This is a genomic window from Streptomyces cyanogenus (genome assembly GCF_017526105.1).
Lineage (GTDB): Bacteria > Actinomycetota > Actinomycetes > Streptomycetales > Streptomycetaceae > Streptomyces > Streptomyces cyanogenus.
Genome location: NZ_CP071839.1, coordinates 2,645,844 through 2,665,100, shown reverse-complemented (window position 1 = coordinate 2,665,100; position 19,257 = coordinate 2,645,844). Strand labels below are relative to the sequence as shown.

Genomic DNA, 19,257 nt, shown 5'->3' with positions numbered 1-19,257 from the left:
GGCATGGCCCAAGGTGGTCGGGTGGGCGCTCACCTGCGTCCCTGCCGCTTCTGCCGCTCACAGAAGAGAGACCCTGACCCATGTCGTGGCTGTCCAGGTTCAGCCTTGCGCAACGGGCCCTCGTCGGGCTCGTGTCGATCATCGCGCTCGCCTTCGGGCTGATCGCGATACCCCAGATCAAGCAGCAGCTGCTGCCCACCATCGAACTGCCCATGGTGTCGGTCATCGCGCCGTACCAGGGTGCCTCGCCCGACGTGGTCGAGAAGCAGGTCGTCGAGCCGATCGAGGACAACCTCCAGGGCGTCGACGGCGTCACCGGAGTCACCTCCACCGCGAGCGAGGGCAACGCCGTGATCATGGCGTCCTTCGACTACGGCAACGACACCGACCGCATCGTCTCCGACGTCCAGCAGGCCGTGAACCGGGCCCGCAACCGGCTCCCGGACGACGTCGACCCGCAGGTCGTCTCCGGCTCCACGGACGACATGCCGACCGTGGTCCTCGCCGTCACCTCGGACAAGGACCAGCAGGCCCTCGCCGACCAGCTCGACACCACCGTCGTACCGGCCCTGAAGGACATCGACGGCGTCGGCCGCGTCCAGGTCATGGGCGTCCGTGACCTGCAGGTCACCGTCACCCCGGACGACGCGAAGCTCGCCCGGGCCGGCCTCACCTCCGCCGCTCTCGGCCAGGCCCTCCAGGCGGGCGGCGCGACCGTCCCGGCCGGCTCGTTCGACGAGGACGGCGCGAACCGCACCGTCCAGGTCGGCGGCGGCTTCACCTCGCTGAAGCAGATCGAGGACCTGAGGGTCACCGGCGAGGGTGCCGGGAAGCCGGTGCGCCTCGGGTCCGTGGCCACCGTGAAGGAACAGCCGGCCCCGGCCGACTCCATCACCCGCACCGACGGCCGGCCCAGCCTCGCCGTCAACGTCACGATGGACCACGACGGCAGCGCGGTGTCCATCTCGAACGCGGTCGAGGACAAGCTGCCCGGGCTGCGCGCGGACCTCGGCTCCGGCGCGAAGCTCACCGTCGTCAGTGACCAGGGACCGGCCGTGTCCAAGTCCATCAAGGGCCTGACCACGGAGGGCGCGCTCGGCCTGCTCTTCGCGGTCCTGGTGATCCTGGTCTTCCTGGCCTCGGTCCGCTCCACCCTGGTCACCGCGGTGTCCATCCCGCTGTCCGTGGTCCTCGCGCTGCTCGTGCTGTGGATGCGCGACCTGTCGCTGAACATGCTCACGCTGGGCGCGCTGACCATCGCCATCGGCCGGGTCGTCGACGACTCGATCGTGGTCCTGGAGAACATCAAGCGGCACCTCGGCTACGGCGAGGAGCGCAAGGAGGCCATCCTCACCGCGGTGCGCGAGGTGGCCGGGGCGGTCACCTCCTCGACCCTCACCACGGTCGCCGTGTTCCTGCCGATCGGCCTGGTCGGCGGCATGGTGGGCGCACTTTTCGGCTCCTTCAGCATCACGGTGACGGCGGCTCTGCTGGCCTCCCTGCTCGTGTCGCTGACGGTCGTGCCGGTCCTGTCGTACTGGTTCCTGCGCGCCCCGAAGGGCACCCCCGACGACGCGGCCGAGGCCCGCCGCAAGGCCGAGGAGAAGGAGGCCGGCAGCCGGCTCCAGCGCGCCTACGTCCCCGTCCTGCGCTTCGCGACCCGCCGCCGGCTCACCAGCGTGCTCATCGCGCTCGTCGTCCTGGTCGTCACCTTCGGCATGTCCGGCCTGCTGAAGACGAACTTCTTCGACCAGGGCGAGCAGGAGGTCCTCACCGTCAAGCAGAAGCTGAAGCCCGGCACCAGCCTGGCAGCCACCGACGCGCAGGCGAAGAAGGTCGAGAAGCTGCTCGCCTCCACCGAGGGCGTGAAGGACTACCAGGTCACCGTCGGCTCCTCCGGCTTCATGGCGGCCTTCGGCGGCGGCACCGACACCAACCAGGCGTCGTACCAGGTGATGCTGAAGGACTCCGCGTCCTACGACGACGTGCAGAAGCACCTGGAGGACGGCCTGAAGAAGCTCAAGGGCATCGGTACGACCACCGTGTCGGCCGGTGACGGCTTCGGCAACCAGGACCTGAGCGTGGTGGTCAAGGCGTCCGACCCGAAGACGCTGCGGACGGCGGCGGAGCAGGTCCGCTCCACGGTCGCCGGCCTCGACCACGTCACGGACGTCGGCAGCGACCTCGCGCGGAGCGTGCCGCGGATCTCCGTCAAGGCGAACGCCAAGGCGGCGGCGGCCGGGTTCGACGACCAGAAGCTGGGCGCCGCGGTGGCGCAGGCCGTGCGCGGTACGACGGCGGCCAAGGCGATCCTGGACGACACCGAGCGGGACGTCGTCGTACGGTCGGCGAAGCCCGCGACCACGCTGGCCCAGCTGAAGAACCTGCGCCTCGGCACGGTGAAGCTCGGCGACATCGCCACGGTGCGGCTGGTGGACGGCCCGGTGTCCATGACCCGCATCGACGGGCAGCGCGCGGCCACCGTCACGGCGAGGCCGACCGGTGACAACACCGGCGCGATCAGCAGCAAGCTCCAGACGAAGATCAAGGCTCTGAAGCTCCCCGCGGGCGCCACGGCCGAGATCGGCGGCGTCAGCTCCGACCAGGACGACGCGTTCAAGAACCTGGGCCTGGCCATGCTGGCGGCCATCGCGATCGTCTTCATGCTCCTGGTCGCGACGTTCCGCTCGCTCGCCCAGCCGCTGATCCTGCTGGTCTCCGTCCCGTTCGCGGCGACGGGTGCGATCGGCCTGCTGGTCGCCACCGGCACCCCGATGGGCGTGCCCGCGATGATCGGCATGCTGATGCTGATCGGCATCGTGGTGACCAACGCGATCGTGCTGATCGACCTGATCAACCAGTACCGGGCGCAGGGCCACGGCGTGGTGGAAGCCGTGATCGAGGGCGGCCGGCACCGGCTGCGCCCGATCCTGATGACGGCGCTGGCGACCATCTTCGCCCTGCTCCCGATGGCCCTGGGCGTCACCGGCGAGGGCGGCTTCATCGCCCAGCCCCTCGCCGTGGTGGTCATCGGCGGCCTGATCACCTCGACCCTGCTGACCCTGCTCCTCGTCCCGACGCTCTACGCGATGCTGGAGCTGCGCAAGGAGCGCAGGGCGAAGAAGCGGGCCGCGAAGAGGCAGCCGACGGCCAAGGCCTCCGAAGAGCCGCAGCCGGCGCAGGTCTAGCCGCAGCACGAAAAGGGGGCCGCACCACCAGGTGCGGCCCCCTGCGCGCGTCACGACCGCCGCGGGCTACGGCAGCGCCAGCATCCGCTCCAGCGCGAGCTTGGCGAACGCCTCCGTCTCCTTGTCGACCTCGATGCGGTTGACCAGGTTGCCCTCGGCCAGGGACTCCAGGGCCCAGACCAGGTGGGGCAGGTCGATGCGGTTCATGGTCGAGCAGAAGCAGACCGTCTTGTCGAGGAAGACGATCTCCTTGCCCTCGGGCGCGAAACGGTTCGCCAGCCGGCGGACCAGGTTCAGCTCGGTGCCGATGGCCCACTTGGAACCGGCCGGGGCGGCTTCGAGGGTCTTGATGATGTACTCGGTCGAGCCGACGTAGTCCGCCGCGGCCACGACCTCGTGCTTGCACTCGGGGTGGACCAGGACGTTCACGCCCGGGATGCGCTCGCGGACGTCATTGACCGAGTCCAGCGAGAAACGGCCGTGGACCGAGCAGTGGCCGCGCCACAGGATCATCTTCGCGGCGCGCAGCTCGTCGGCGGTCAGGCCGCCGTTCGGCTTGTGCGGGTTGTAGACCACGCAGTCGTCCAGGGACATGCCCATGTCCCGGACGGCGGTGTTGCGGCCCAGGTGCTGGTCCGGCAGGAAGAGGACCTTCTCCCCCTGCTCGAAGGCCCAGTCCAGGGCGCGCTTGGCGTTGGACGAGGTGCAGATCGTGCCGCCGTGCTTGCCGGTGAACGCCTTGATGTCGGCGGAGGAGTTCATGTACGACACGGGGACCACCTGCTCGGCGATGCCCGCCTCGGTCAGCACGTCCCAGCACTCGGCGACCTGCTCGGCCGTCGCCATGTCGGCCATGGAGCAGCCGGCGGCGAGGTCGGGCAGGACGACCTTCTGGTCGTCCGAGGTCAGGATGTCCGCCGACTCGGCCATGAAGTGCACACCGCAGAAGACGATGTACTCGGCCTCCGGGCGCGCCGCCGCGTCCCGGGCCAGCTTGAAGGAGTCGCCCGTGACGTCGGCGAACTGGATGACCTCGTCGCGCTGGTAGTGGTGGCCGAGCACGAAGACCTTGTCGCCGAGCTTCTCCTTGGCGGCGCGGGCACGCTCGACCAGATCGGGGTCGGACGGCGACGGCAGGTCACCGGGACACTCGACGCCCCGCTCGCTCTTCGGGTCGGCCTCACGGCCGAGCAGCAGCAGGGCGAGCGGAGTCGGCTGCACGTCGAGCTCCTGGGTCTGGGCGGTGGTCACGACACGCACCCTTTCTACTTTTCGTCTAACTGACGCTATCTATCATAACCGGTTCACGTCACTTTGACGATGGCCATAGCGTCCATGTGACGTGAATCCCGCCCGGGTCCCTCCGTGGGCCGCTGTCGGCTCCCACGGGCGTGTGCGAGCATGAAGTCGGAAGCACAAACGCGACTGCCCGGCCCGGAATGAATCCGCGGAAGCGCCGGTTGCACTCGTCGGCAAGCAGTCTCCGTACAACCCGGGAGAGATGTAGATGTCCGTATCGGACGAGACCACCACCGTCACCGACGGCATCATCCTGACCGACGCCGCCGCGGCCAAGGTCAAGGCCCTGCTCGACCAGGAAGGCCGCGACGACCTCGCGCTGCGCGTCGCCGTCCAGCCCGGCGGCTGCTCCGGCCTGCGCTACCAGCTCTTCTTCGACGAGCGCTCGCTCGACGGCGATGTGGAGAAGGACTTCGGCGGGGTCAAGGTCGTCACGGACCGGATGAGCGCTCCGTACCTGGGCGGCGCCACCATCGACTTCGTGGACACGATCGAGAAGCAGGGCTTCACGATCGACAACCCGAACGCGACCGGCTCCTGCGCCTGCGGCGACTCCTTCAGCTGAGCCGTCGCCGGCCGCACAGGCACGGAAATGGCAGAAAGGGCGGCGGTCCCCTTCGGGGGGCCGCCGCCCTTTTCGTCTCCGCTGCCCGGACGCCCGCGCTTCCGTGCCCGGCCAGTGCGCCCGCGTCTTCCGGGCCCGGTCAGCGCGCCCGCGCCGACGCGTCCGGCCGCAGCGAGCCCGGCTTCGCCTTCGGGACCGCCTTGCCGTCCGTGCCGACCACCGTCCGCCCGTCCAGCGGCGCGTGCAGCGTCACGGTCTTCACGTACTGCTTCGCCATCAGGACGCACACCCGGTTCGGCCAGGGCTTCTCGGTGACCGTCACCGTCACCCGGTCGCCGCTCTCCCGGGCCGAGGTGGTGTAGTCGGCGCACACCCCGCCGTAGAAGCCCAGGTTCAGCGTCCGCCCCTCGGCCGTGTAGGCGTTCACCTGCACGCTCCGGCTCTTCCCGGGCGCCCCGGACGCCGACGGCGCCGAGGAGGGAGACGAGGAGGGCGAAGAGGGCGCGGACGCCGACGTCAGGTACTTCGGGTCGACCGCCGGGTACGTCACCGTGAACGCGTCGTCCGCCGCCGACCCCCGCACCCGGAACAGCCAGGACGGCACCAGCGTCTGCCGACCGCCGACGGAGTGCGCGGCCAGCCCGAACACCGCCTTCTCGACCGTGACCGTGCCGGTGTGCGTCTCCTGGTCCGCCGACGGCTTCGGCGCCCCCGTGGACGCCCCGCACGGCTGCTCCAGCCGGTCCTTCAGCGGCACCGGGCTGGCACACCCGCCGATCCCCATCCGGTGATCGCCCTTCGCCCCCTTGTTCATCAGCTCCAGCGTCTTCTCCGCGCCCAGCACGGGATACGTGTCGCCCTTCACCGGCGCGCCCAGCAGCCCGTGACCGCCGACCAGCTCGCCGTTGCGGTCCACGGTCAGGCCGGTCGTCCAGCCGTACGTGGGCAGCCCGCCGACCACCGGATCGGCGTTCACCACCCGGCGGGCGCCCATGACCTGGCCCGCGTCGAGCTTCGCGTCGTCCAGGCCCGCCGCCTTCAGCACCGGCGCCGCCGCCTTCTCGGCCTTGGCCACGCTCACCGGGTCGCCGGCCGGGGCACCCGGATCCTGTGCGCAGACGGTCACCTTCCGGCAGTTGTCGGTGCCGGGCGGGTACCGGTCGAAACTCCAGCTGCCCGGCGCGTCCCGGTTCACCGTCAGGCTCGGCCCGGAGCCGTCCTGACCGCCGACCCGCCAGATCCGGCCCTCGGCCACCGGCGCCCCGTCGATCCCGAGCGCCTTGGCCAGCCGGACCACCCGGTCCCGGCCGACCTCGCCCCGCGGCTCGTACACCGGCGCCGTACCGGGGCCGTCCGGCAGCTCGCCCCGCACCACGTACCGGGTGCCGTACGGATCCGGCTCGCCGGGCGCGATCCCGCCGGTGCCGGTGTGCTCCCAGCCGTCCAGGGTGAGGGGTGGGGGAGTGCCGCCGGCTCCGCCGGGCGCGGCCGTGCCGCCCGTACGGCCGTCCGTGCCGCCGCTCGCGGCGAGGTAGGCGCCACCGCCGCCGACCAGGAGGACGGCCGCGGTGGCGACGGCGACGACGAGGGCGGTGGGGCGCCGACTGCTCGTCCGCCCCGGGTCCGCCCCTTCGGGGGCTTCGGAGTGCTCAGGCCGCTCGGTGTTCACCGCATCGCTCCTCGCTGGTCGTGTCCCTCATCCCCGGCCGCGGGGGACGGCGATGGGACGCAGGAGGGGAGCGTACGGTTCCCGGGCGCGCGCCCCGCGGTCAGTCGCCGTAGTCGGACATCGCGTCCAGCAGTCTGGCCGAGCGCACCGGCACGTCCACCCCGTGGATGAGGGACGGCGGCACCGGCCGGGACTCGGCGTGCTCCGGGACCGCCCAGTGCGGAGCCATCCGGGCGCAGTCGCCGCGCAGCGCGGCCAGGCCGCCGTCGAGGTCGGCCAGGGTGGTGGAGGTGACCTTGAGGTTCGTCATGACGGCACCGTAGACACGGCTGAGGGTGCGGAGAAAGAGCTACTATCGGGTAGTTTTGCCAGCTTCAGTGGCGGCTTCCGACCGGGTAGCGTGAACTGTCAACCCAGCCTCCCGCAGGAGAATCCCCGTCGTGCGCATCGCAGTCACCGGCTCCATCGCCACCGACCACCTCATGACCTTCCCCGGCCGTTTCGCCGACCAGTTCGTCGCGGACCAGCTGCACACGGTTTCGCTCTCCTTCCTGGTCGACAACCTCGACGTGCGCCGCGGCGGCGTCGCCGCCAACATCGCCTTCGGCATGGGCCAGCTCGGCACCAGCCCCGTCCTGGTCGGCGCCGCCGGCTTCGACTTCGACGAGTACCGGGCCTGGCTCGACCGGCACGGTGTGGACACCGACTCGGTCCGCATCTCCGAGACCCTGCACACCGCCCGCTTCGTGTGCACCACGGACGCCGACCACAACCAGATCGGCTCGTTCTACACCGGCGCGATGAGCGAGGCCCGGCTGATCGAGCTGAAGACCGTGGCGGACCGCGTGGGCGGCCTCGACCTGGTCCTCATCGGTGCCGACGACCCCGAGGCGATGCTCCGCCACACGGAGGAGTGCCGCTCCCGCTCGATCCCCTTCGCGGCGGACTTCTCCCAGCAGATCGCCCGCATGGAGGGCGAGGAGATCCGGATACTGCTGGACGGGGCGACGTACCTCTTCTCCAACGAGTACGAGAAGGGCCTCATCGAGTCCAAGACCGGCTGGAGCGACGCGGAGATCCTCGCCAAGGTCGGCCACCGGGTCACCACGCTCGGCTCGCGGGGCGTGCGCATCGAGCGGACCGGGGAGGACCCGATCGAGGTCGGCTGCCCGGAGGAGGACCGCAAGGCCGACCCCACGGGCGTCGGCGACGCCTTCCGCGCGGGGTTCCTGTCGGGACTGGCCTGGGGCGTCTCCCTGGAGCGCGCCGCTCAGGTGGGCTGCATGCTGGCGACCCTCGTCATCGAGACCGTGGGGACGCAGGAGTACCAGCTGCGGCGGGGGCACTTCATGGAACGGTTCGTGAAGGCCTACGGGGACGAGGCCGGGCAGGAAGTCCGCGCCCACCTGAGCTGAGACCGGGGCCGGGGCCGGGCGACTCGTCGTCCGGCCCGGTTCCGCCGTCGCCGGGCGCGCCCGCGCCGCGGAGCCGCACACCGACACGGCCCCGCGCCTTCGGGGCCGCGCCCCGGCTCTCCCTCAGCTCACCCGGCGCACCACGTACGCCGATCCCCTCTCCGCCGGCTCCTCCCCGACGTACTCCTGGCCCCGCATCTCGCACCACGCCGGAATGTCCAGCCGGGCCGCCTCGTCGTCGGACAGGACGCGGACGGTGCCGCCCACGGGGACCTCGCCGAACACCTTGGCCAGCTCGATGACGGGGATCGGGCAGCGCTTGCCGAGGGAGTCGACGAGCAGTTCCTCGGGGCCCGCCTGGACGGCCGGCGCGGGCGCGCCCAGCTTCTCGCGCACCCCGGCCACGGCCCCGGGCAGCACCTCCAGGAACCGTTCCACGTCGGCCTCCGCCGTGCCGGGCGGCAGGGACACCCGTACGTTGCCCTCGCTCAGCACCCCCATCGCCTTCAGCACGTGGCTGGGCGTCAGCGTGCTGCTCGTGCAGGAGGAGCCGGAGGAGACCGAGTAGCCGGCCCGGTCCAGCTCGTGCAGCAGGGCCTCGCCGTCGACGTACAGGCAGGAGAAGGTGACGATCCCGGGCAGCCGGCGCTCGGGGTCGCCGACCACCTCCACGTCCGGCACCAGCTCCGGCACCCGCGCCCGGATCCGCGCCGTCAGCTCCCGCAGCCGTACCGCCTCCTGGGCCGCCTCGGCCCGCACCGCGCGCAGCGAGGCCACGGCCGCCACGATCGCCGGGATGTTCCCGGACCCCGGCGCCCGGCCGGACTCGCGCTCGTCCACCGGCCCTTGCGCGGCGAACCGCACCCCCTTGCGGACGACGAGCAGCCCCACCCCCGACGGCCCGCCCCACTTGTGGGCGCTGGCCGTCAGCAGCGACCAGTCGCCCTCGACCGGCCCCCAGCCCAGCGACTGTGCCGCGTCCACCAGCAACGGCACCCCGGCCGCCCGGCACTCCTCGGCCACCTCGGCCACCGGCTGCACGGTGCCCACCTCGTGGTTGGCCGACTGCAGGCAGGCCAGCGCGGTGTCGGGGCGGAGCGCGGCCGCGTATCCGGACCGGTCGACGGCTCCCGCCCGGTCGACGGCCACCCGGGTGACGGTCCCGCCCTCCGCCTCGAACACCTCCGCCGAATGGAGTACGGAGGAGTGTTCGACGGACGACACGATCAGGTGGCGTCCCACCCGCCGGCGCCCGGCCAACGCCCCCGCGACCGCGCTGTGTACGGCCCGGGTGCCGGACGGGGTGAAGACCACCTCGTCGGCCCGGCAGCCGACGGCCTCCGCGGCCGCCTCCCGCGAGGCGTCCAGCAGCATCCGGGCCTTGCGTCCCTCCCGGTGGAGCCGGGCAGGATCGGCCCAACCGTCGTCCAGGGAGGCCAACAGCGCCTGACGGGCAACGGGATGGAGAGGGGCGGCGGAGGCAGCGTCAAAGTAGGCCATACGGCAACGTTAAGACCCCGGCGGAGGCGGTCGGTCCAGGGGCGCGGGCAACTGCTCGACCAGCCACAACGGACCCGCCGCCGCCAATCAAGCGAACCACCCGAGCCAGTAGGCACCCCTCCCCGCGAACCCTCGGAGAGGGTGGGCTAGGGTTTGGTCCGCATAAACATCCAAACCCCTGCCCGACGCAGGGCGGCGACCGACCAGCGAGAAGGCCGCAGCCGACCGCGCGGGCGAGACTCTCGGGAAGGCGCTACGTGAGTCCCAACGGCTCCGACCGCTCGCCGCGGCGCCCGATGCGGCGGAAGCTGCTGCAGGCACTGACCGCGGGCCTGGTCCTGGCGACCGCAACCGGTTGCACATACAAGGACTTCCCCCGCCTTGGCATGCCCACCCCGACCACGGAAGAGGCTCCGCGGATCCTCTCCCTGTGGCAGGGCTCCTGGGCTGCCGCGCTCGCCGTCGGCGTGCTGGTGTGGGGCCTGATCCTGTGGAGTGCCCTCTTCCACCGGCGCAGCCGCACCAAGGTCGAGGTTCCTCCGCAGACTCGGTACAACATGCCGATCGAGGCCCTGTACACGGTGGTCCCGATCATCATCATCTCGGTGCTCTTCTACTTCACGGCCCGGGACGAGTCGAAGCTGCTCAGCCTCACCGACAAGAAGCCGGACGTCACGGTCAACGTGGTCGGCTTCCAGTGGAGCTGGGGCTTCAACTACATCGAGAACGTCCCCGGTTCCACCGGCGACGCCAAGACCGACGGGAACCTGGACGCCATTCCGGCCCGGTTCAAGAAGGACTTCCCGGCGAACGCCGGCGGTGTCTACGACGTCGGCACCCCGGGCACGCGGAACCCGCAGACGAACAACCCCGGTCCGACGCTCTGGCTCCCCAAGGGCAAGACGGTCCGCTTCGTCCTGACCTCGCGTGACGTCATCCACTCCTTCTGGGTGGTGCCGTTCCTGATGAAGCAGGACGTCATCCCGGGCCACACCAACGCGTTCCAGGTGACCCCCAACAAGGAGGGGACCTTCCTGGGCAAGTGCGCGGAGCTCTGCGGCGTCGACCACTCCCGGATGCTGTTCAACGTGAAGGTCGTCTCCCCGGCGGCTTACCAGAAGCATCTCCAGGACCTCGCCAAGAAGGGGCAGACCGGTTACATTCCCGCCGGCATCGCGCAGACGAGCCACGAGAAGAACCGGGAGTCGAACGTACTGTGAGCATCCTCAACGAACCCCAGGGTGCCGCGGCAGCTGAGGACTCGTACGAGAACGAGCTGCCGGTCCGGCGCAAGCAGCCCGGCAACGTCGTGGTGAAGTGGCTGACGACCACCGACCACAAGACGATCGGCACGCTGTATCTGGTCACCTCGTTCGCGTTCTTCCTGATCGGCGGCGTGATGGCGCTGCTGATGCGCGCCGAGCTGGCCCGCCCGGGCCTGCAGTTCATGACGAACGAGCAGTTCAACCAGGCGTTCACGATGCACGGCACGATCATGCTGCTGATGTTCGCGACGCCGCTGTTCGCCGGTTTCACGAACTGGATCATGCCGCTGCAGATCGGCGCGCCCGACGTGGCGTTCCCGCGGCTGAACATGTTCGCCTACTGGCTGTACCTGTTCGGCTCGACCATCGCCGTCGGCGGCTTCCTCACCCCGGAGGGTGCGGCGGACTTCGGCTGGTTCGCCTACTCCCCGCTGTCGGACGCGGTCCGCAGCCCGGGCCTGGGCGCCGACATGTGGATCATGGGTCTGGCCTTCTCCGGCTTCGGCACCATCCTCGGCGCGGTCAACTTCATCACCACGATCATCTGCATGCGTGCCCCGGGCATGACCATGTTCCGCATGCCGATCTTCGTGTGGAACGTGCTGCTGACCGCCGTGCTGGTCCTGCTCGCCTTCCCGGTCCTGGCGGCCGCGCTGTTCGCCCTGGAGGCGGACCGCAAGTTCGGCTCCCACGTCTTCGACGCGGCGAACGGCGGAGCCCTGCTGTGGCAACACCTCTTCTGGTTCTTCGGCCACCCCGAGGTGTACATCATCGCCCTGCCGTTCTTCGGCATCATCAGCGAAGTCATCCCGGTGTTCTCCCGTAAGCCGATGTTCGGCTACATGGGCCTGATCGCCGCGACCATCGCGATCGCGGGGCTGTCCGTGACGGTGTGGGCCCACCACATGTACGTCACCGGCGGGGTGCTGCTGCCGTTCTTCTCCTTCATGACGTTCCTGATCGCGGTGCCGACCGGGGTGAAGTTCTTCAACTGGATCGGCACGATGTGGAAGGGCTCGCTGTCCTTCGAGACACCGATGCTCTGGGCCGTCGGCTTCCTGATCACCTTCACCTTCGGCGGTCTGACCGGTGTCATCCTGGCCTCGCCGCCGATGGACTTCCACGTCTCCGACTCGTACTTCGTGGTGGCGCACTTCCACTACGTGGTCTTCGGCACGGTCGTGTTCGCGATGTTCGCCGGCTTCCACTTCTGGTGGCCGAAGATGACCGGCAAGATGCTGGACGAGCGCCTCGGCAAGATCACCTTCTGGACGCTGTTCATCGGCTTCCACGGCACCTTCCTGGTCCAGCACTGGCTGGGCGCCGAGGGCATGCCGCGCCGGTACGCCGACTACCTGGCGGCCGACGGCTTCACGGCCCTGAACACGATCTCGACGATCAGCTCCTTCCTGCTCGGCCTGTCGATCCTGCCGTTCCTCTACAACGTGTGGAAGACGGCCAAGTACGGCAAGCCGGTCGGCGTGGACGACCCGTGGGGCTACGGCCGCTCGCTGGAGTGGGCGACCTCCTGCCCGCCGCCGCGGCACAACTTCCTCACCCTGCCGCGGATCCGCAGCGAATCCCCGGCGTTCGACCTGCACCACCCTGAGATCGCCGCGCTCGAGCAGCTCGAGCACGCCGGTCATGGCACCGCCGTCGCGGGCAGCAAGGAGGCCGGCAAGTGAAGATCCAGGGTCGGATGTTCATCTGGCTGAGCGTCTTCATCCTGATCATGGCCATCGTGTATGGCGTGTGGTCGAAGGAGCCGGCCGGAACCACCGCGCTCTTCCTGGCCTTCGGCCTGAGCGTCATGATCGGCTTCTACCTGGGCTTCACCGCCCGGCGGGTCGACGCGGGCGCCCAGGACGACAAGGAGGCCGACGTCGCGGACGACGCGGGCGAGCTGGGCTTCTTCAGCCCGCACAGCTGGCAGCCGCTCATGCTGGGCTTCGGCGGCGCGATCGCCTTCCTCAGCATCGCGGTCGGCTGGTGGCTGATCTACTTCTCGGCGCCGTTCATCGTGCTCGGCCTGTTCGGCTGGGTGTTCGAGTACTACCACGGTGAGAACCGCACCCAGTAGGACGCGCGGAACGCACCGGGAGCCCGGACCTTCCCTCGGGAGGGTCCGGGCTCCCGGCTTTTCCGGCCGCGGGGGAGCGTCCTTCCTTTGCCGCAGTGTCGTTCCCTCGTACGAGTTACCTGCCGCGCCGGTACGGTCTCCAGCTCATAGCGTGATCATATGAACCACACTCCGCGGACCCGCACCGTCGTCAGCTGCACCCTGCTGGTGACCGCCCTCGGCGCGGGCGTCACCGCTTGCGGTTCGGACGGCAACCCCCTGTCGGCCAGGCCGTACGACGCAGCGGGCCTGATCTCCTTCAACGGCCCCACCGAAGCGGGGAAGCGGGCCGACCCGGACAAGCCCCTGGAGGTCACCGCCAACAGCGGTGACGGCCGCATCACGGACGTCACCGCCCGGGACTCCACGGGGCGCTACGTGGCGGGCGAACTGGCCGCCGACGGCAGCCGCTGGCACAGCACCTCGCCACTGGCGGCCAACGCCCACTACACGGTCACGGTGAGCACCGAGGACGAGGACGGCGCGCCCGGCCGCAAGGTCCTCACGTTCGACACCAGCAAGCCCGCCAGCAAGCAGCGCCTGAACGTCACGTTCGGGCCGCAGACGGGCACCTACGGCGTGGGGCAGCCGATCACGGCCCAGCTCGACCACGAGATCAAGGACAAGGCGCAGCGCGCCGTCGTGGAACGCGCCCTGCGGGTGGAGTCCACGCCGGCCGTGCCGGGCGCCTGGCACTGGGTGGACAACAAGGAACTGCACTACCGCCCCAAGGAGTACTGGCCCGTCCACGCCACCGTCCAGGTGCACAGCAACCTGGAGGGCGTCAGGATCGGCGACCGGCTCTGGGGCGGGAAGTCGAAGCCGCTGAAGATCACCACGGGCGACCGGATCGAGGCCGTCACCGACGCCGCCTCGCACCAGATGACCGTCTACCGGAACGGCCAGGAGATCAACCAGATCCCGGTCACCACGGGCAAGCCCGGCTTCGAGACCCGCAACGGCGTCAAGGTGGTCCTGGCCAAGCAGTACTTCGTACGCATGCGCGGCACCACCGTCGGCATCGCCGAGGGCAGCGCCGACTCGTACGACCTGCCGGTCTACTACGCCACCCGGGTCACCTGGTCCGGCGAGTACGTGCACGCCGCCCCCTGGTCCGTGGGCTCGCAGGGCTACGCCAACGTCAGCCACGGCTGCACCGGGATGAGCACGTCCAACGCCGAGTGGTTCTTCGACACCGTCCGCGAGGGCGACATCGTCAGGGTCGTCAACTCCAACGGCGACGACATGGAGCCCTTCGGCAACGGCTTCGGCGACTGGAACGTCGACTGGCAGAAGTGGCGGGAGGGCAGCGCCCTGTTCAACGGCAAACCGGACGGCCCGGCCCCGTCAGACGCCCTGAGGATCCAGCCAGCGGCCCTGTGAGCGTCCCGAAGGGGCGCGCGGGACGGCGCGGGAAGGGGCCACCACGGGCCCGCACGCGCGCACGGTCCCCGCGCCCCTGCCCGCTAGGCGCCCACCAACCGCTTCCGGCGGAGCAGGGAGGCCAGGGCGGAGGCGAACTCCACCGGATCCACCGGCAGGGTCACCGCCGCGTCCGCCCGGCTCCACGTGGCCAGCCAGGCGTCCTGCGGCCGCCCCATCAGCAACAGCACCGGCGGGCAGTCGAACACCTCGTCCTTGATCTGCCGGCACATCCCCATGCCGCCCATCGGCACGGCCTCGCCGTCCAGCACGCAGACGTCGATGCCGCCCTTGTCCAGCTCCCTGAGGACCGCCTCGGGGGTCGCGCACTCCACGAACTCGACCTGGGGCACATCGGGAGCCGGCCGTCGCCCGGCGGCCAGCCGTACTTGCTCGCGGGTGGTGGAGTCGTCGCTGTAGACCAGCACCGTGGCGGTCGGCTGCATTGTTCCTCCGAGACGTCAGCGTCGTACGGACAGGACGGGCGGGGCCGTTCCGGCGGATGTTACTCCCGTCGTCGTCCCCGTGAACACCACGTCAACACCGGTCTCGCGGGGGGCAACACTCCGAACGGCACCCCCCGGAGTGAGCGCGAGATAAGCGACCGACATAATGTCGGTCGTGGCGACAGCAACGACAGTAGAAACCGGGCACGCGCACCCGTCGGTCAACCGGCCGAACCTCACCAGCGTCGGAACCATCATCTGGCTGAGTTCCGAGCTGATGTTCTTCGCGGCCCTCTTCGCGATGTACTTCACCCTCCGGTCGGTGACCGGACCGGTCCACTGGAAGGAACAGGCGGAGGCACTCAACGTGCCCTTCTCCGCCACGAACACCACGATCCTGGTGCTCTCCTCCCTCACCTGCCAGCTCGGCGTGTTCGCGGCCGAGCGCGGCGATGTGAAGAAGCTCCGTGGCTGGTTCATCCTCACCTTCATCATGGGTGCGATCTTCATCGGCGGTCAGATCTACGAGTACACGGAGCTGGTGAAGAAGGACGGCATCTCGCTGTCCTCCGACCCGTACGGCTCGGTGTTCTACCTGACCACCGGCTTCCACGGCCTGCACGTGACGGGCGGTCTCATCGCCTTCCTGCTGGTCCTCGGCCGCACCTACATGGCCAAGAGGTTCACTCACGAGCAGGCGACCGCCGCCATCGTCGTGTCCTACTACTGGCACTTCGTCGATGTCGTCTGGATCGGCCTCTTCGCCACGATCTACCTGATCAAGTAGCCGGGACCGCTCCCGCACATCCAGAAGCACCGACGCAGAAGATCCTGACACCGGGGTAATCCGTGAAAAAGCTCTCCGCACGACGACGCCATCCGCTGGCGGCGGTCGTCGTCCTACTCCTCGCGCTGGCGGCCACTGGGGGGCTGTACGCCGCGTTCGCGCCCGCGGGCAAGGCGCAGGCCGATGAAACCTCCCAGTCCCTGACCATCAAGGAGGGCAAGAAGCTCTACCAGGTCGGCTGCGCCAGCTGCCACGGCACCGGTGGCCAGGGCTCCTCCGACGGCCCGAGCCTCGTCGGCGTGGGTGCCGCCGCCGTCGACTTCCAGGTCGGCACCGGCCGTATGCCCGCCGCGACCTCGCAGGGCGCCCAGGTCCCGCGCAAGAAGAACATCTACACGCAGGCCCAGATCGACCAGCTCGCCGCGTACGTCGCCTCGCTGGGTGCCGGCCCGAGCGTGCCCACCAAGCAGCAGTACGGCCCCCAGGGCGCGGACATCGCCAAGGGCGGTGAGCTGTTCCGCACCAACTGCGCGCAGTGCCACAACTTCACCGGCAAGGGCGGTGCCCTGACCAAGGGCAAGTACGCGCCGAGCCTGGAGGGTGTCGCTCCCAAGCACATCTACGAGGCCATGCAGACGGGCCCGCAGAACATGCCGTCCTTCCCCGACACCACGATGTCGGAGAAGAACAAGAAGGACATCATCGCGTACCTGAACGCGGTCAACAGCAGCAAGACGGAGAACCCTGGCGGTCTGGAGCTGGGCGGCCTCGGGCCGGTCAGTGAGGGTCTGTTCGCCTGGATCTTCGGCCTCGGCGCGCTGATCGCGGTCGCCGTCTGGGTCGCCGCTCGGACCGCAAAGGCCAAGAAGTCATGAGTAGCCAAGACATTCCAGAAGAGAACCTGCCCGCTGAGCAGGACCACGCACACGGCGCGGTAGGGGTCGCGGACGAGGAGAACCCGTTCGCCAACCCGGGTCTGCCGCCGCACGAGCACCGGATCCAGGACGTCGACGAGCGGGCCGCCAGGCGGTCCGAGCGCATGGTCGCCCTGCTGTTCACGGTGTCCATGCTGGCCACCATCGGCTTCATCGCCTCGTACGTGGCGATCCCGGAGGACAAGTCGATCTTCGTCTTCCCGATCGGTCACCTCAGCGCGCTGAACTTCGCGCTGGGTCTGACCCTGGGCGTGGCACTGTTCTGCATCGGCGCGGGCGCGGTCCACTGGGCCCGCACCCTGATGTCCGACGTGGAGGTCGCCGACGACCGGCACCCGATCGAGGCCTCCCCGGAGGTCCGGGCGAAGGTCCACGCGGACTTCCGCGAGGGCGCCAAGGAGTCGGCCCTCGGCCGTCGCAAGCTGATCCGCAACACGATGTTCGGCGCGCTGGCCATGGTGCCGCTCTCCGGCGTCATGCTGCTGCGCGACCTCGGCCCGCTCCCGCACAGCACGCTGCGCCACACCATGTGGGCCAAGGGCATGCGCCTGGTCAACATGAACACGAACCAGCCGCTGCGTCCCGAGGACGTCGCCGTGGGCTCCCTCACCTTCGCCAAGCCGGACGGCCTGGAGGAGACCGAGGAGGACTTCCAGACGGAGATCGCCAAGGCGGCCCTGATGATCGTCCGGCTGCAGCCGGGCAACATCAAGGACAAGCGCGAGCTCGACTGGTCGCACGAGGGCATCGTCGCCTTCTCCAAGATCTGCACCCACGTCGGCTGCCCGATCTCGCTGTACGAGCAGCAGACGCACCACGTGCTGTGCCCGTGCCACCAGTCCACCTTCGACCTCTCCGACGGTGCCCGAGTGATCTTCGGTCCCGCCGGCCACGCCCTGCCGCAGCTGCGCATCGGCGTGGACAGTGAGGGTTACCTCCAGGCGCTCGGCGACTTCGAGGAGCCCGTCGGTCCTGCATTCTGGGAGCGCGGATGAGTACTGCACCGAACGAGACGCCCCGCTCTCGCGGGAAGGCTCCGGCCGGCGAGCGCGTCGCCGACTGGGCCGACGGCCGGCTCGGGATCTACTCCCTGGCCAAGGCCAACATGCGCAAGATCTTCCCCGACCACTGGTCGTTCATGTTGGGCGAAGTGTGCATGTACAGCTTCATCATCATCATCCTGACGGGTGTCTATCTGACGCTGTTCTTCCACCCGTCGATGAACGAGGTGGAGTACCACGGCTCCTACGTCCCGCTCCAGGGACAGCTGATGTCCGAGGCGTTCAGCTCGACCCTGCACATCTCCTTCGACGTGCGCGGTGGTCTGCTCATCCGGCAGATCCACCACTGGGCCGCCCTGATCTTCCTCGCCGGCATGTTCGTGCACATGATGCGCGTGTTCTTCACCGGCGCGTTCCGCAAGCCGCGTGAGATCAACTGGCTGTTCGGCTTCCTGCTCTTCGTCCTCGGCATGTTCACCGGCTTCACCGGTTACTCGCTCCCGGACGACCTGCTCTCCGGCACCGGTGTCCGCTTCATGGAGGGCGCGATCCTGTCCGTGCCGATCATCGGCACGTACCTGTCGTTCTTCCTGTTCGGCGGAGAGTTCCCCGGCCACGACTTCGTCGCCCGGTTCTACTCGATCCACATCCTGCTGCTGCCGGGCATCATGCTCGGTCTGATGGTGGCGCACCTGATCCTGGTCTTCTACCACAAGCACACGCAGTTCGCGGGTCCCGGCAAGACGAACAACAACGTCGTCGGCATGCCGCTGCTGCCGGTGTACATGGCCAAGGCCGGAGGCTTCTTCTTCCTGGTCTTCGGTGTCATCGCGGCCATCGCCGCGGTCGCGCAGATCAACCCGATCTGGGCGATGGGCCCCTACCGTCCGGACCAGGTGTCCACCGGCGCCCAGCCCGACTGGTACATGGGCTTCGCCGAGGGTCTGATCCGCTTCATGCCGGGCTGGGAGATCAACTTCTGGGGCCACACGCTGGTCCTGGGCGTGTTCATCCCGCTGGTGCTCTTCCCGCTGGTCCTGGCGGCGATCGCGGTCTACCCGTTCATCGAGTCCTGGATCACCGGCGACAAGCGCGAGCACCACATCCTGGACCGCCCGCGCAACGCCCCGACCCGGACCGCGTTCGGTGTCGCCTGGGTGACGATCTACATGATCACCCTGGTCGGCGGTGGCAACGACCTGTGGGCCACCCACTTCCACCTGTCGATCAACGCCGTCACCTGGTTCGTCCGGATCTTCTTCGTCGCCGGACCGGTCATCGCGTTCATCGTCACCAAGCGGATCTGCCTGGGCCTGCAGCGCCGCGACCGCGACAAGGTGCTGCACGGCCGGGAGACCGGAATCATCAAGCGGCTGCCGCACGGTGAGTTCATCGAGGTGCACGAGCCGCTCAGCCAGGAGCAGCTGCACACGCTCACCGCGCACGAGCAGTACAAGCCGGCCGAGATCGGTCCGACGGTCGACGAGAACGGTGTCGAGCGCAAGGTGCCGGCCACGGAGAAGCTCCGGGTGAAGCTGTCCAACGCCTACTACGGCGAGGACAACCAGATCCCGAAGCCCACCGTCGAGGAGTACAAGGAGATCACGAGCGGCCACGGCCACCACTGATCCCGCGTCGCCACGCCA

General features: G+C 69.4%; 16 protein-coding genes. 11 read left to right on the top strand and 5 right to left on the bottom strand.

Going from position 1 to position 19,257, the window contains the following annotated elements:
• Positions 1-80: 80 nt before the first annotated feature.
• The gene (locus S1361_RS11895; protein WP_208031822.1) at positions 81-3,188 is read left to right on the top strand and encodes an efflux RND transporter permease subunit; all 3,108 of its coding nucleotides are present in this window, start codon (positions 81-83) and stop codon (positions 3,186-3,188) included.
• Positions 3,189-3,254: 66 nt separating this feature from the next.
• On the opposite strand, the gene nadA is transcribed toward S1361_RS11895, so the two are convergent.
• Complete coding sequence (gene nadA, locus S1361_RS11890) at positions 3,255-4,439, bottom strand: quinolinate synthase NadA (protein ID WP_208031821.1); 1,185 nt, start codon at positions 4,437-4,439, stop codon at positions 3,255-3,257.
• A 256-nt stretch (positions 4,440-4,695) separates the two neighbouring features.
• Here nadA and S1361_RS11885 point away from each other — a divergent pair, with 256 nt between their 5' ends.
• The gene (locus S1361_RS11885) at positions 4,696-5,052 is read left to right on the top strand and encodes an iron-sulfur cluster assembly accessory protein (protein ID WP_028422454.1); all 357 of its coding nucleotides are present in this window, start codon (positions 4,696-4,698) and stop codon (positions 5,050-5,052) included.
• Between the two features lie 139 nt (positions 5,053-5,191).
• Here S1361_RS11885 and S1361_RS11880 read toward each other — a convergent pair whose 3' ends face one another.
• Positions 5,192-6,721, bottom strand: a complete 1,530-nt coding sequence (locus S1361_RS11880; protein WP_208031820.1) for a hypothetical protein — start codon at positions 6,719-6,721, stop codon at positions 5,192-5,194.
• Between the two features lie 100 nt (positions 6,722-6,821).
• Positions 6,822-7,031: a hypothetical protein gene (locus tag S1361_RS11875; protein WP_208031819.1), complete on the bottom strand. Its 210-nt coding sequence runs from the start codon at positions 7,029-7,031 to the stop codon at positions 6,822-6,824.
• 130 nt (positions 7,032-7,161) lie between these two features.
• On the opposite strand from S1361_RS11875, the gene S1361_RS11870 reads away from it, so the two are divergent.
• On the top strand, positions 7,162-8,136 hold the full coding sequence (locus S1361_RS11870) for a carbohydrate kinase family protein (RefSeq protein WP_208031818.1): 975 nt from the start codon (positions 7,162-7,164) through the stop codon (positions 8,134-8,136).
• 123 nt (positions 8,137-8,259) lie between these two features.
• Here S1361_RS11870 and S1361_RS11865 read toward each other — a convergent pair whose 3' ends face one another.
• Entirely contained in the window at positions 8,260-9,636 is a 1,377-nt protein-coding gene (locus S1361_RS11865; RefSeq protein WP_208031817.1) for a cysteine desulfurase/sulfurtransferase TusA family protein, read from the bottom strand.
• A 257-nt stretch (positions 9,637-9,893) separates the two neighbouring features.
• Between S1361_RS11865 and ctaC the strand changes: the two genes are divergently transcribed.
• The 4 genes from ctaC to S1361_RS11845 all read left to right on the top strand — a co-directional run bounded on the left by ctaC (position 9,894) and on the right by S1361_RS11845 (position 14,403).
• Positions 9,894-10,856: an aa3-type cytochrome oxidase subunit II gene (ctaC, locus tag S1361_RS11860; RefSeq protein ID WP_030340870.1), complete on the top strand. Its 963-nt coding sequence runs from the start codon at positions 9,894-9,896 to the stop codon at positions 10,854-10,856.
• Entirely contained in the window at positions 10,853-12,586 is a 1,734-nt protein-coding gene (gene ctaD, locus S1361_RS11855; protein WP_208031816.1) for an aa3-type cytochrome oxidase subunit I, read from the top strand. Before ctaC ends, ctaD begins: the two co-directional genes overlap by 4 nt.
• Positions 12,583-12,981 (top strand): cytochrome c oxidase subunit 4, encoded by a 399-nt coding sequence (locus S1361_RS11850; protein WP_030348416.1) that lies wholly within the window; start codon positions 12,583-12,585, stop codon positions 12,979-12,981. The genes ctaD and S1361_RS11850 overlap by 4 nt, the downstream gene beginning before the upstream one ends.
• Positions 12,982-13,140: 159 nt before the next feature.
• The gene (locus S1361_RS11845; RefSeq protein ID WP_208031815.1) at positions 13,141-14,403 is read left to right on the top strand and encodes a L,D-transpeptidase; all 1,263 of its coding nucleotides are present in this window, start codon (positions 13,141-13,143) and stop codon (positions 14,401-14,403) included.
• A gap of 83 nt (positions 14,404-14,486) precedes the next feature.
• Here the strand turns inward: S1361_RS11845 and S1361_RS11840 are convergent, their stop codons facing one another.
• Positions 14,487-14,888, bottom strand: a complete 402-nt coding sequence (locus S1361_RS11840) for a response regulator transcription factor (protein ID WP_208031814.1) — start codon at positions 14,886-14,888, stop codon at positions 14,487-14,489.
• A gap of 166 nt (positions 14,889-15,054) precedes the next feature.
• Between S1361_RS11840 and ctaE the strand changes: the two genes are divergently transcribed.
• The 4 genes from ctaE (at position 15,055) to qcrB (ending at position 19,239) form a co-directional block, all read left to right on the top strand.
• Positions 15,055-15,675 (top strand): aa3-type cytochrome oxidase subunit III, encoded by a 621-nt coding sequence (gene ctaE / locus S1361_RS11835; RefSeq protein ID WP_030348419.1) that lies wholly within the window; start codon positions 15,055-15,057, stop codon positions 15,673-15,675.
• 62 nt (positions 15,676-15,737) lie between these two features.
• Positions 15,738-16,550: a cytochrome bc1 complex diheme cytochrome c subunit gene (qcrC, locus tag S1361_RS11830; RefSeq protein WP_208031813.1), complete on the top strand. Its 813-nt coding sequence runs from the start codon at positions 15,738-15,740 to the stop codon at positions 16,548-16,550.
• Complete coding sequence (qcrA, locus tag S1361_RS11825; RefSeq protein ID WP_208031812.1) at positions 16,547-17,605, top strand: cytochrome bc1 complex Rieske iron-sulfur subunit; 1,059 nt, start codon at positions 16,547-16,549, stop codon at positions 17,603-17,605. The genes qcrC and qcrA overlap by 4 nt, the downstream gene beginning before the upstream one ends.
• Positions 17,602-19,239, top strand: coding sequence for a cytochrome bc1 complex cytochrome b subunit (gene qcrB / locus S1361_RS11820; RefSeq protein WP_208031811.1), 1,638 nt, complete (start codon positions 17,602-17,604; stop codon positions 19,237-19,239). Before qcrA ends, qcrB begins: the two co-directional genes overlap by 4 nt.
• The last annotated feature ends 18 nt before the right edge of the window (positions 19,240-19,257 follow it).

Excerpts from the sequence above, each read along its gene's own strand:
- S1361_RS11895 (WP_208031822.1), top strand. The coding sequence starts at position 81 with ATGTCGTGGCTGTCCAGGTTCAGCCTTGCGCAACGGGCCCTCGTCGGG.
- S1361_RS11885 (WP_028422454.1), top strand. The coding sequence starts at position 4,696 with ATGTCCGTATCGGACGAGACCACCACCGTCACCGACGGCATCATCCTG.
- S1361_RS11875 (WP_208031819.1), bottom strand. The coding sequence starts at position 7,031 with ATGACGAACCTCAAGGTCACCTCCACCACCCTGGCCGACCTCGACGGC.
- S1361_RS11865 (WP_208031817.1), bottom strand. The coding sequence starts at position 9,636 with ATGGCCTACTTTGACGCTGCCTCCGCCGCCCCTCTCCATCCCGTTGCC.
- S1361_RS11845 (WP_208031815.1), top strand. The coding sequence starts at position 13,141 with ATGAACCACACTCCGCGGACCCGCACCGTCGTCAGCTGCACCCTGCTG.
- S1361_RS11840 (WP_208031814.1), bottom strand. The coding sequence starts at position 14,888 with ATGCAGCCGACCGCCACGGTGCTGGTCTACAGCGACGACTCCACCACC.
- ctaE (WP_030348419.1), top strand. The coding sequence starts at position 15,055 with ATGTCGGTCGTGGCGACAGCAACGACAGTAGAAACCGGGCACGCGCAC.
- qcrA (WP_208031812.1), top strand. The coding sequence starts at position 16,547 with ATGAGTAGCCAAGACATTCCAGAAGAGAACCTGCCCGCTGAGCAGGAC.
- qcrB (WP_208031811.1), top strand. The coding sequence starts at position 17,602 with ATGAGTACTGCACCGAACGAGACGCCCCGCTCTCGCGGGAAGGCTCCG.